The organism is Chryseobacterium sp. 7, from assembly GCF_003663845.1.
Classification (GTDB): Bacteria; Bacteroidota; Bacteroidia; order Flavobacteriales; family Weeksellaceae; genus Chryseobacterium.
Map to the genome: position 1 here is coordinate 3805700 of NZ_RCCA01000001.1, position 13629 is coordinate 3819328.

The window sequence follows — 13629 nt, forward strand, 5'->3', positions numbered from 1 at the left end:
AATGAAAACGAGAACCCCCATTTCAATATATATCGCAGCAACGATAGGTTTAACGATCATGGCCTTTGAAATGTTCGCCAGTGATTCAGGATATTTTTCTTCTCCTTTTTTCTGGGCGCTGATATTAATCGCCACGATCCTGCTGCTGATCATGAACTCTATTGGAGATCTGGTAGAAAATGAAACCTTCAGCAAATTATCTGAGGAAGAGAAAAAACAATATCTGGAAGAGAAAAAAGTTCCCTATTACCAGAAATTATGGAACTCTGCCTTCAAAAAACAAACCGCTACGGAAGAAAAAGATATTCTTATCGACCATGGTTTTGACGGAATTACAGAGCTTGACAACTCTCTTCCAAAATGGTGGATCGGTCTGTTCTGGTTCGGATGTATCTTCTGTGCTGTGTATCTGTTTGCTTTTTCTTTCACAGATTATGCTCATCCGGATGCAGAATATACCAAAGAAACAAAAACTATGTTAGCTTCTATTGAGGAATATGAGAAAACTGCACCTCAGATCAATCTGGAATCTGCAAAATACAGTGCAGATAATATCGCAGAAGGACAGGAATTGTTTAAAACAAACTGTGTAACCTGCCACGGAGACGGTGGAAAAGGAGGTATAGGTCCTAACCTTACCGATACCCACTGGATCAATATTAAAGAAAAAAGCTTATTTAAAAATGTATTCTGGATGCTTGAAAATGGCTCTCCAAACAATCCTACCATGAGACCTTTCATTAAGGAAGGAACCATTACCGGAAGAGACGCTGAAAAAATTGCAGCCTACATTTATCACATCAATCAGGAAACCGCTCCTATCACTACGGCACAAGGCGGTGCCGCTCCTCAGGGAGAAGAAGTGAAATGGGAAAACGGAAACAACTAAATTATTATTATCTATCATATAAACCATGCCACGCCCCCTTCACAACTACTAACATTTGAATTTCATTTTTGCTAACTACCTTTTCAACATTAAAAAATGATAACATGGGGGCGTTTTTTACAAATAACAATCCTTACTTTGGCTGTCTTACTCAACTATTCACTTGACAACTACAAACTAGAAATTCCATAAAAAGACAGCCAAGGCAGGATTTTTGCATACGCAAAGGGTACCACAACAAAGACCAAATAAAATAGTATTATTATCTTTGTTAGAAACCACCTCGCATTTGAAACTGAAAATCAACATCACAAAACTCTTAAGGCGTATTGCAATAACCTTTATTTCGATATTGGTTCTTCTTACCCTGTTGATCCTAAGCTTAAGGATTCCTGCTGTTCAAAACTTCATCAAAGACAAGCTTATTGTTTATCTGGAAAAGAAAATTAAAACTCCTGTAAGCCTTGAAAGGGTTTATATAGGTTTTCCCAACAGCCTTGTTATGGAAAATCTCTACCTTAAAGGACAGGATGTAGATACTCTTCTTGCCGTTAAAAAGCTGGATGTAGGACTGCATATGTTGAAGCTTCTTAATTCTACGGCAGATATTACCTCTGTCAATATGGAAGGTGCGCGTGCTAATGTGGTACGAAAGCCGGATGGCAAATTCAATTTTGATTATATTATTGATGCTTTTGCTTCCACGGATAAGGAAGAAAGTCCTTCCAAGCCATTTATTATTTCTCTTGATAAAATCAATTTAAAAGATGTTGGGGTAACCTTCAATGACCAGCAATCGAAGAATGATATTCAACTCTACTTTAAGTCTTTTGATACCAGGGTAAAAACTTTTGATCTCAGCAAAAATAATTATGCGGTTAATGATATCAATCTTGACGGATTAAAATTAAAGTTAAAGCAGGGACTTGTAGAAGAAGTGGCAAAAAAGGTAGAGAAAAAAGTAGATTCTCTCAACGAAAAAAAGCCGATGAATATTGGATTGAGAGGAATCAAGCTTACTCATTTCGATATTGATTATGGTGATGAAAACACTAAAACATTCGCAAAAGTCATCTTCAAAGAATTGAGCACAAAGATCAATAAACTTGATCTTGAAAACAATGCTTACAATGTTTCCAATGTATTTCTTTCCGGGGCAGATATCAATGCTAATCTTTATCTTCCGGCTCAGAATGCCAATCCTAAAACAACAAAAGAGCCTGAAGTTTCTAAAGCATCTGATAAAGATAAAGCCATGAAACTTCTCTTAGGGAAACTTGTTTTAAATGATGTAAAGGTCAATTATAACAATACAGCCATCGCTCCGACAAAACAAGGAATGGACTTCAACCACCTCAACTTTTCAAAAATGAATGTAGAGGTAAGAAGCTTCAAAATGGAAAACAATACCTTTGCTGGGACAGTGAACACGGCAGAAATCAAAGAAGGAAGAGGCCTGGATATCCAGAAATTCAATACTGATTTTGTATACGCAGAAAAAGAAGCCTACCTGAAGGATCTTTATCTTCAAACCCCGAAAACGATATTGCGTGATGAGGTTATTTTAAATTATAACTCCATTGATCAGCTCACTTCAAACCTTGGTGCCGTAAAGATTTCAGCCAATATTAAAGATTCAAAAATAGGATTTTCTGATATTCTGAATCTGGTTCCGACTTTAAAAAATACCGTTCCGTTCAACAAATATCCGAACGCTATTCTTAATGTCAATGCAAATGTAAAAGGAAGCGTGAACGATCTTTTAATTCAGGATCTTAAAGTTTCCGGTCTGGATCAGCTTAGGGTAATGGCATCAGGAAAGATCAAAAATGCGATGAATCCTGATCAGCTGTATTATGACCTGAGAATCGGAGAATTTTCTTCCGGTGCCAAAACGATATTTAACCTTGTCCCTAAAAATACAATTCCATCCAATATTTCTCTTCCTTCTCATTTCAGTATCAAAGGAAATGCAAAGGGAACAACCAAAGTAGTGAATACAGATCTTAACCTCTACTCTACTTTAGGGAATGCCGCTATTATCGCGCAGGTAGACATGCGCAGGAAAAATCATGAATTGTATGATGTAAAGGCCAATCTTCAGGGAATACAGGTTGGAAAAATTATTCAGAATAAAGATATTGGTCCCATCACCGCACAAATTGCAGCAAAAGGAGAAAGCTTTGATTTTAAAAATGCCAATGCGGACTTAAAAGGTCATGTTGCTTCCGCGGTTTACAAAGGATACCGTTATCAAAATATGAACCTTACCGGAAAAATTAATAAAGGAGTTTATCATGTTATTTTGGATTCCAAAGATCCGAATGCCAGTTTACAGCTGACCGCTTCCGGAGTTTATGATGAAAAAAATCCTACAGTAAAAGTGAATGGAGAAGTCATCAAACTGGATGTCAACAAACTGGGTTTCTATGAAAAGCCAATGATTATTGCCGGAAAAATTGATGGAGATTTCACCAGCTTAGACCCCAATAATCTTAACGGATATCTGAACCTTAAAGATTTCGCTTTCTCTGATACCAAAGAAGTCTATCCTGTACAGGAAGTCAATCTGAAAGCATCATCCACAACAGATTCCACGCAAATTATTTTCAATTCTCAGATCGCGGATGTAGAACTGAAAGGTAAATATAAGCTTACCCAGATTTTTGGTGCTTTAACAAAAACTGTGAATCAGTATTACCAGTTCCAGAAACCGGATAACAAACAGAAAATTGATCCGGGACAGCATTTCATCTTTACAGCGAAAATTAAAAATGATGATCTGATCAGAAAATTTGTTCCGGACCTGAAAGATTTTGAAACCATCAATCTTGTCGGAAATTATGATGCAGATTCTCAGAAAATTGAGATTGACGGACAGATCCCAAGATTATTATATGGTGAAAATACCATAGAAAAAGGATCTTTAAAAGTTACCAATGAAAACCAGGCATTACAGTACAGCCTGAATGTTGCAGCCTTGAAAAGCTCAAGTTTTTCTTTAAATAAAATTAATATTGATGGAGATGTTGCAGACAATACCATCCGATACAACGTCACTACAAAAGACGAGAAAGATGCTACCCAGTTCCTGATTGCAGGAAATGCAAAATCACTGAATGACATTACCGAAATATCTTTAAATCCGAATGGATTGAAGCTCAATTATACAGACTGGAATGTTGCGGACAACAACAAAATCCAGATCAGCAGCAAAGGAATTCTGGCGGATAACTTTATTTTGTCCAATAGAAACAGCCAAATTGCAGTTCAGTCTGAAAGCAATAGCCCAAGCAGTCCTTTGAACATTTCGTTGAAAGATTTCAAAATTGAAACCATTACGGAACTTATCAAAAAAGATACGGTTTTGGCAAGAGGAACTATCAACGGAACAGCGCAGCTCCGGGATGTAACGAAAAAAATGACTTTCAATTCTGATCTGAATATTTCAGACTTAATTGTGTATGGAAGTCCTGTCGGAAATCTTGCCGTAAAAGTAAATAATGCTTCACCGAATGTTTTAAATGCTGACATCGCGCTTTCCGGAAATAATAATGATGTAAAAATCCTTGGTGATTATAATACTTCTTCCAGTACTTTCGACCTGAATATGGCCATCAACCAGCTTCAGATGAAGAGTATTCAAGGATTCTCCATGAATGCCATTACCAATACGGAAGGCTATCTTTCCGGAAATTTAAAAATCACCGGAACCGCTGACAAACCTAATATTTTAGGAAAAGTAAAATTCAATGATGCCGGACTGGAAATTGCAAAAACAGGAAGTGACTTCCGACATCTGAGTGATGAAATAGATTTTACCAGCCGCGGAATTGAGTTTGATAAATTCAAAATTAAAGATAAAGATGGAAATGCTTTGGTTGTAAACGGACAGGTTCTTACTCAAACTTACAGAGATTTTGCCTTTAATCTGGATGTGAATGCGAAGGATTTCAAAGTTGTTAATTCAGAAAAATCAAATGATGCGATGATGTATGGAATTCTGGCGATTGATGCCGGACTTCATATCCGCGGAAACCTTGACCTTCCTAAAGTAGATGGAAAACTGAATGTAGCAGATAATACAGACTTCACGTTTGTTCTTCCTCAATCTTCCCCATCTTTACAGGAAAGAGACGGTATTGTAGAATTTGTAGATCAGGATCAGGTTGTTTTAAATAAAACCATCAAAACAGATTCCCTCGACTCGAAAAGCCGTATCAAAGGAATGGATGTAAGTGTGAATATTGAGGTAAGCAAAGAAGCCAAGCTTTCTATTATTATTGATAAAGTAAACGGTGATTTTGTAAAACTTCAGGGAGAAGCAGAATTGACAGGTGGAATTGATCCTTCCGGAAAAATGACATTGGTAGGCGTTTATGAAGTGGAAAAAGGAAGTTATGATCTTTCTGTGAGCTTGCTTAAACGTAAGTTTGACATTCAGAAAGGCAGCACGATCACTTGGACGGGTGAACCTACAATGGCTCAAATGGATATTACGGCAGTTTACAAAACTGAAGCTGCTCCTATAGATCTTGTAGAACAGCAAGTAGGTACTGAAAATGGCGGGGCATCGCTCATCAACCAGTTTAAACAGAGAATCCCATTCAATGCTTTATTAAAAATGAAAGGGGAACTTCTGAAACCTCAGCTTACGTTTGACATTACTACGGAAGAAAAAAACAATTCTATTTCTACGAACGTAAAAGATGTTGTAGATCAGAAACTGGCTCAGCTAAGAACTCAGGAATCTGAAATGAACAAACAGGTATTTGCGTTATTGCTTCTGAACCGTTTTATTGGAGAAAATCCATTCGAAAGCGGTGCCGGAATGTCTGCAGAAACTATGGCAAGACAGAGTGTGAGCAAAATTCTTTCGCAACAGTTGAACAACCTTGCTGCCGGACTGATTAAAGGAGTAGATCTTAACTTCGGGCTGGATTCTACGGAAGATTATTCCAGCGGAGAAAAAAATACCAGAACGGATCTGAATGTTGATATCAGCAAAAAACTACTGAATGATCGTCTGAAAGTAACGGTGGGAAGTAATTTCGGGTTGGAAGGTCAGGCCCGCCAAAATGAAAATATGACCAATATTGCAGGTAACGTTTCCGTAGATTACAGTCTTTCCAAGGATGGAAGATATATGCTGCGTGCGTATCGTAAGGATGAATATCAGGTAGCTCTTCAGGGGCAGATCATAGAGACCGGAGTAGGATTTATCATTACATTGGATTATGACAAATTCCGTGAGATCTTCCAGAAATCTAAGGAGAAAAAGCAAAAAAAGAATCAAAATAACCAGGTGGTAGAATTTAAATAATGAGTAATAAGTTCCATATATATTGTAAGTATCTGTTGGTTTCCGGAATGGCATCCACAGTAGTCTCGTGCAGCAACACAAGGTTTTTGAAAGAAGGGCAGATGCTGTACACAGGAGCCAAAGTAAAGATTGAAAACGATACAATTTCCAAAAAAGAAAAAAAAGATCTCCAGGCCGCACTGGAAGAAAATCTTACACCAAAACCCAATTCTACATTTTTGGGAATGCGTCCTAAGCTGTATTTTTATAATATCGCCAAAGAACCTAAAAAGGATAAAGGTTTTAATTACTGGCTTAAATATAAAGTAGGTGAAAAGCCTGTACTCTTGGGAGATGTAGATCGCGAGTTCAATAAAGATATCATCGTCAATTATTCTGAAAACAAAGGATATTTCAATGCGAAAGCATCTTATGATACAGTTTCAAAGAACAAAAAGGCTCAGGTTATTTATACCGTAAGACCGGGTTCCAGATATCTGATTGACGGTGTAAAATTCCAGAAAGATTCTACGCTGGTTAATAAGGAAATTCAAAGTTTTACAAAAAGGACTCTTCTTAAAAACGGAAAACCGTTTGATCTGGATGTCATCAAAGCAGAAAGGGAAAGAATTGACAACAGATTAAAAGAAAGAGGTTTTTACTATTTCCATCCCGATAATATCATTGTGCAGGCCGACAGTACGGTGAGCAAAAATCATAAGGTTGAGCTTAATGTAAAACTGAAAGACAATACCCCTGATTTAGCCACCCAGCAGTTCAGCATTGATAATGTTATTGTATTTCCCAATTACAACATTCAGGATGTAAAAGATGGCAAATACAGTATCCCGATGGATAAAGATTCTCTTTCTAAATACGCTTTTGATGATATTTATGTTATTGATCCTCAACATAAATTCAAACCGAAAATTTTTGACAGAGCGTTATACTTCAAAAAAGGAGATCTTTATAACCGTTCCAATCACAATCTTACCCTAAACCGGTTGATCAGTCTGGGTGTTTTCAAATTTGTAAAGAATGAGTTCATCGTATCTGATTCTTTAAGCCATAAATTTGATACCTATTATTTATTAACGCCAAGACAAGTTCAGTCTCTTCGTCTGGAAGCGTTGGGTAGAACGAACTCTGCCAATTATGCAGGTAGTGAGCTGAACCTGAACTGGACCCACAGAAATTTCTTCCGTGGTGCAGAACAGTTTAAAGCAGCTATCTACGGAGCTTTTGATTTCCAGATGGGAGGTGCACAGAATGCCAATAATATTTTTCGTGCAGGAACGAATGTACAGCTTTCTATTCCTAGAATTGTGGCTCCGTTCCGTTTTCACTCGTCCAGTGAATTTGTTCCAAGAACGAATATCACATTGGGATATGAATTCCAGAACAGAACACAATATTATACCCTTAATAACTTCACCGGATCATTTGGATATGTGTGGAAAGAAAATGCAAGAAAAGAACATGACCTGAAGGTAATTGATATTACATTGGTTTCTCCAGCAAAGGTTACAGAAGAATATGAGATTAAATCTGCTACTAACCCTGCTATGCAAAGAGTCGTAGCGAAGCAGCTTATTTTCGGTCCAACTTATTCTTACACCTATACCAATACCATGTTGCCAAGGACCAATACGTTTTATTACAAGGGGACGCTTGATCTGGCAGGAAATATTACAGGACTGGTTACGGGAGCCGACGTAAAAAAAGATAAAGAGAAGAAAATTTTCGGTATTCCTTTTAGCCAGTATGTAAAAATTGAAAACGATTTAAGATTCTATCATAAGTTTACAGAAAAGTCATCACTTGCAACAAGATTTATAGGAGGAATCGCTTATCCCTACGGAAATTCAGAGTTTATTCCTTTCTCCAAACAGTTTTTCTCAGGAGGTAGTAACAGTATCAGAGCATTCCGTGCGAGAACTTTAGGGCCGGGAAGCTTTGATCCGAGAACTATTGATGCAGGTACTTATTTTGACCAGTCCGGAGATGTAAAACTGGAATTAAATGCGGAGTACCGCGCCAATCTTTATAAGTTTTTAAATGCTGCCGTGTTTGTAGATGCCGGAAATATCTGGTTGCTTCATGATGACAAAGACAGACCGGGAGCTAAGTTTTCAAAAGACTTTTTAAATGAAATTGCGGTGGGAGCCGGAGTTGGTCTGAGACTGGATTTTTCTATCCTGATTCTGAGACTGGATCTCGCGATGCCACTGAGAGTTCCTTACTATCAGAAAGGAGACAGATGGGCTTTCGATAAAATCAATTTCGGAGACTCAAGCTGGAGAAAAGATAATCTTGTTTTAAATATTGCCATCGGATATCCATTTTAATATGATCAAAAATGCTAAATTTTTCTGGGAAGTTCTGAAAGATACGTTTACGGAATGGAACAATTCTTCTGCATCAAAAGATTCAGCAAGTCTTGCTTATTATGCCATCTTTTCTATCCCCGGTTTATTGATTATTATTATTTGGGTGCTTGGAAATTTTTTTGGTGAAGAGGCCATCCGTGGGCAGATCAGTACACAGATCAGCGGTATTATGGGACCGGATGTGGCTAAAAGTATTGAAGGGATGCTCGCCGGTGCTTTGATTGACAAAAAGAATATTTTTATGAAAGCTGTAGGGGTCGGATCATTGGTTTTTGGTTCTACTACTCTTTTCTTTCAACTACAACATACGTTAAATACACTTTGGGAAGTAGAAGCTGCACCCAAAAAAGCACTGGTCAAGTTCTTATTAGACAGAGCCAATTCTTTAGGAATGATTCTTATTCTGGGATTCCTTCTGATGATCACAATGGTTTTATCTTCCTTAATCAGCCTTTTTAATACTATTATCACTCAATATTTTGGTTTTGAAACCTATATGCTGGTAGAAACGGTAAATTTTGCTGTTGGTTTTGGTCTTGTGATGCTTTTATTTGCTTTAATGTTTAAAGTTCTCCCTGATGTTTTGGTCAGCTGGAAACCGGTATGGAAAGGAGCATTTCTGACTACTGTTTTATTCACCCTTGGAAAGTTTTTATTAAGTCTTTATTTTAACCAGATAAAACCTACTTCAGCCTTTGGTGCTGCCGGAACAGTTATTCTGATTATGATGTGGATTAATTATTCCTGCATGCTGATATTCTTCGGTGCGGAATTTACCAAGGTTTACACTTACAAAAAAGGATATAAAGTAGTTCTTTCCAAACATGCACGATGGACTCCTGCGAAGTTGTATGCGGATAGTTTGAAGCAGATGAATGGTGAAAGTAATACTAATGATAAAACGTAGATTCGGGTTGCGAGATTCGAGATTGTGAGTTCGTTATTTTGATACGAGATTATTTTATGAACTATTTAAAGTTCTATTTCTGAAACATTAAGATTGTATTAAGGCGTTAAGAGTATTAAGATAAGCTTCGCTTTAAGCTTAAAAATCAGAATGATTCATCTTAACTATACTTTATTTCTTAACTCATTCTTAATGGTTTTAATATATTCAACATTTTTTAAGTCTAAACAACTCCTATATACAAAAAAGCCTCCTGAATTTTTCAGGAGGCCTTTTATTTTTACATTCTGTTTACCGTTCCGATTCCCAGCAATTCTAACGATTTTTTGATCGTCTTTGCTGTGATATCTGAAATATTCAAACGGAATTGTTTTACGTTTTCATCTTCCTGATTCAGAATTGGGTTATTCTGATAGAAAGAGTTGTAAGCCTTCACAAGATCATACACATAGTTGGCTACTAAAGCCGGACTTAAGGTTTCCGCTGATTTGGCTACTGTCGTTTTAAAGTTGGTCAACTGCATAATCAATTCTTTTTCAGATTGATTTAATTCAATATCAGCAGTTTCCGTCTGCAAACTACCTGCTTTAGACAGTAATGACTGAATACGTGCATAGGTATATTGAATGAATGGACCTGTATTTCCGTTGAAATCAATACTTTCCGCAGGGTTGAAAAGCATTTTTTTCTTAGGATCTACTTTAAGCATGAAATATTTCAATGCTCCCAGTCCTACCGTTTCATAAGATGCTTCTTTATCTTCTTCTGAAAGGCTTTCTAATTTTCCTAATTCCTGAGCTTTAGATTTTGCCGTTTCATACATTTCCTGCATCAGGTCATCCGCATCTACGACAGTTCCTTCACGGGATTTCATTTTACCTTCAGGAAGCTCTACCATTCCGTAAGAAAGGTGGAACAACTGATCTGCCCATTCATATCCAAGTTTTTTTAGAATTTTAAATAACACCTGGAAGTGATAATCCTGTTCGTTTCCTACTGTATAGATCAGTTTCTGAATATTATTTTGCTTAAAACGTTCCACTGCCGTTCCAAGATCCTGCGTCATATAAACAGATGTTCCGTCTGAACGTAATAAAAGTTTCTGATCAAGTCCTTCATCCGTAAGGTCACACCAAACAGAACCGTCTTCTTTCTGATACAGAACACCTTTATCCAATCCAGCCTGAATAAGATCTTTTCCTAAAATATAAGTATTGCTTTCATATTGAACCTGGTCAAAGTCAACACCTAATCTTTTATAGGTTTCATTGAATCCTTTGTAAACCCATGAGTTCATTTCTGCCCAAAGCGCTCTTACTGCCTCATCTCCATTTTCCCAATCTAAAAGCATTTTCTGAGCTTCTTTCATTACAGAAGCCTCTTTTTTAGCCTGCTCTTCTCCTACACCTTGCTCTACAAGTTCTGAAATTTCTTTTTTATAATTTTTGTCAAATTCTACATAATAGTTTCCAACAAATTTATCTCCTTTCGTATTCGTAGTTTCAGGAGTTTCTCCGTTCCCGAATTTCTCCCAAGCCAGCATAGACTTACATATATGAATACCTCTGTCATTAATGATTTGAGTTTTGATCACATCATATCCGGCTTCTTTTAAAATCTGAGCTACCGAAAATCCTAATAAATTATTTCTGATGTGCCCTAAGTGCAATGGTTTATTGGTATTCGGGGAAGAATATTCTACCATTACCGTAGCATTTTTCTTTTCTATAGCTGAAAAATTCTTGGTTACGGATCTGAAATTGTCTACAAATAATTGGTTTTTCACCTTTACATTAAGGAAACCTTTTACTACGTTAAAGCTTTCGAAAAGATCCGTCTCTGTCAAAGCTTCACCTAATTCAACTCCAATGCTTTCAGGATTTTTTTTCAACTGTTTTACCAACGGAAAAGTGACAATGGTAAAATCGCCCTCAAATTCCGTTTTATTTTCCTGAACTTCCAGCTTGATGTCTTTTAACTGATATACATTTAAAATGACTTCCGAAAGCTTTTGTTCTATAATATCTTTAATATTCATTTTTCTAAATTCTCTTTTTAATGCTTACAGCTGAAACATTTTCACAGTATGTTTCCGCCTAAAATCTGAGCTACAAATATACGGAAATAAAAAAACCGCCAAATGGCGGTTTTTTTAGATAAATAAGAATATTTATTCTTTTCTGAAAACTAACACAGCTTCATCATTTCCCGGGATATTATCCAGATTTTTACTGTTATCATTAATTCTCAGCTCTGTATCAGAATATGACTGTACTTGTTTTTTCATAGTTTTGGTATCTCCTGCATCTGTATAAGTAATTGTAAGTGTATTATACAGACTATCATAAGCCCATTTTCCTACAAAAGAGTCTGATAAATTACAATTCCCGGAAGTTCCGGATTCATATCTGTCATAAGATCCTGAAAAATCTGCATTAATCATTATTACTCCTTTATCTTCACAATCATTCAGCGCAATATTTTTACCTCTGAACTCATATTTAAATGGCCTCCAGGTTCCGTTGATACCTACCTCGTTTACCACCACATTATTATCTTCATCGCTGGAACATGAAACAATTCCCATCAATAAAAGAATTCCAATAACATACTTCATAATTAATTATTTTCTACATCCGGCTAATATTATTATGATTAACCGGATTATTATTCAAATTAAAACTTATCCCAAAAGATTTTCGTAGAAACCTTATCTCCTCCAATCTTTGCAGCAGCAGCATTTACGTTGGTAGAATTCAAAAGATATTCCTGATCAGAATAACGCATTCTTATTGGAACGGCTTCTACTCTTGAGTTTGAAGGATTTACAAATACCGGGAAGTCAAGTCTTCTTGAAAAGTTCCATGCCTGGAAACCTTTATTAAACATGGCTACCCATGATTGTTCTCCAATTGACTTTTTCCAGTTAACAGCATCATATGGATTGGCAGCAATATAAGCTGTAGCATTAGCATTGCTTACTCCATATTCTGTCATAGAAGCCATAATGGCATCAGAATACAAAGTAGCAGCAGCACCTCCCACACTAAATCCTCTTTGTGCCGCTTCAGCTCTTAAAAACATGATTTCTGTATAATCTAACAAAAATCCTTGTGCATTTTCTCCAGAAATAACATTAGTAAAGTGAGAATACTGCCCGAAAACATTTTGTTTAGCATATTTCCCGCCAAGATACGCACCGCCTACAGTAGTAAACCAAATAGCTCTTCTTGGGTCATTTTTACCGTTCATATAATTTACCAAAACATCAGAAGGTAAAAAGTCATTTCTACCAGACTGAATTACATCCTGATAAACAGGGTTTGATAGTAGACCTGAAGGGAAAGTCTGTAATCCGAAGTTATCTAATTTATCCGTAAATAATCCTCCTGAATATGCTGCTTCAGCATAAGTTTTAGCCAAAGCCGGCTCTACATCAGCAAGTGTGACCGCTAGCCTGAACTTCAAAGAGTTACCCATCTTTTTCCACTTTGACATATCTCCTTTATAGATCAAATCATTGGAATATCCTGTACCTGAAGTATCAATCATAGCAAGAGCCGCATCTATTCTTTTTATCAGATCTAGATAAATAGTTTTCGCATCATCATAAGGAATTTCAGAATTCCCAGGATTTTCTGCTGTGGCCTTAAGAGCTCCAAAATAAGGGATATCTCCATAGGTATCTACTAAATTAGCCCATGCATAAACATTTACCAATTCAATCATGGCAATATTGTTATTTTTCGCAATACCACTTACGCTTTCCCCATCTAAAAATTTTCTGGCATCTCTCAATGCTGAAAGAACTCCCGGAGAATTTACCGTAGCTGAGGAAGAAGCCATCATACGATTGTAATGGTTTCTAGGGATAGGTCGTGATACCATGTCATATCTTGATTCATCAATATATGTTGTTTCTGACCACTGCTGAGTAAAAAACCTGGTAATATTACGGTTAACATTCACATTCAAAATCTGATCAAGCAAAACCTGTTCAGCACTTGCAAAAAGTACCCCGGAAGGCACTTCCGTTGGATGCTTAGGGTCTTCATTCAACGATGTAATCTCTCTTTCACAAGACGTAAAAGTTAATGATAATGAAGCCAAGCCTATAATTAAAAATATTTTTTTCATTTTT

At 36.7% G+C, this 13629-nt stretch carries 7 protein-coding genes; 4 read left to right on the plus strand and 3 right to left on the minus strand.

Annotated elements, in window-relative coordinates:
* The first annotated feature begins 1 nt into the window (after position 1).
* From CLU97_RS17440 to CLU97_RS17455, 4 genes are all read left to right on the plus strand, one after another.
* Entirely contained in the window at positions 2-889 is an 888-nt protein-coding gene (locus CLU97_RS17440; RefSeq protein ID WP_121489058.1) for a cbb3-type cytochrome c oxidase N-terminal domain-containing protein, read from the plus strand.
* A gap of 289 nt (positions 890-1178) precedes the next feature.
* A complete protein-coding gene (locus CLU97_RS17445) occupies positions 1179-6212 on the plus strand; it encodes a translocation/assembly module TamB (RefSeq protein WP_121489059.1) in 5034 nt (1677 codons plus the stop codon).
* Positions 6212-8539, plus strand: a complete 2328-nt coding sequence (locus tag CLU97_RS17450; RefSeq protein WP_121489060.1) for a BamA/TamA family outer membrane protein — start codon at positions 6212-6214, stop codon at positions 8537-8539. Before CLU97_RS17445 ends, CLU97_RS17450 begins: the two co-directional genes overlap by 1 nt.
* Before the next feature lies 1 nt (position 8540).
* Positions 8541-9488 (plus strand): YihY/virulence factor BrkB family protein, encoded by a 948-nt coding sequence (locus CLU97_RS17455; RefSeq protein WP_121489061.1) that lies wholly within the window; start codon positions 8541-8543, stop codon positions 9486-9488.
* A 280-nt stretch (positions 9489-9768) separates the two neighbouring features.
* Here CLU97_RS17455 and argS read toward each other — a convergent pair whose 3' ends face one another.
* From argS to CLU97_RS17470, 3 genes are all read right to left on the minus strand, one after another.
* A complete protein-coding gene (gene argS, locus CLU97_RS17460) occupies positions 9769-11526 on the minus strand; it encodes an arginine--tRNA ligase (protein ID WP_121489062.1) in 1758 nt (585 codons plus the stop codon).
* A gap of 132 nt (positions 11527-11658) precedes the next feature.
* A complete protein-coding gene (locus CLU97_RS17465; RefSeq protein WP_121489063.1) occupies positions 11659-12105 on the minus strand; it encodes a lipocalin family protein in 447 nt (148 codons plus the stop codon).
* A 59-nt stretch (positions 12106-12164) separates the two neighbouring features.
* A complete protein-coding gene (locus CLU97_RS17470) occupies positions 12165-13625 on the minus strand; it encodes a SusD/RagB family nutrient-binding outer membrane lipoprotein (protein WP_121489064.1) in 1461 nt (486 codons plus the stop codon).
* Positions 13626-13629 lie beyond the last annotated feature (4 nt).

What these genes read in the sequence shown, in the direction of transcription:
- CLU97_RS17440 (WP_121489058.1), top strand. Translation starts at nt 2, where the DNA reads ATGAAAACGAGAACCCCCATTTCAATATATATCGCAGCAACGATAGGT.
- CLU97_RS17450 (WP_121489060.1), top strand. Translation starts at nt 6,212, where the DNA reads ATGAGTAATAAGTTCCATATATATTGTAAGTATCTGTTGGTTTCCGGA.
- CLU97_RS17455 (WP_121489061.1), top strand. Translation starts at nt 8,541, where the DNA reads ATGATCAAAAATGCTAAATTTTTCTGGGAAGTTCTGAAAGATACGTTT.
- CLU97_RS17465 (WP_121489063.1), bottom strand. Translation starts at nt 12,105, where the DNA reads ATGAAGTATGTTATTGGAATTCTTTTATTGATGGGAATTGTTTCATGT.
- CLU97_RS17470 (WP_121489064.1), bottom strand. Translation starts at nt 13,625, where the DNA reads ATGAAAAAAATATTTTTAATTATAGGCTTGGCTTCATTATCATTAACT.
- argS (WP_121489062.1), bottom strand. Translation starts at nt 11,526, where the DNA reads ATGAATATTAAAGATATTATAGAACAAAAGCTTTCGGAAGTCATTTTA.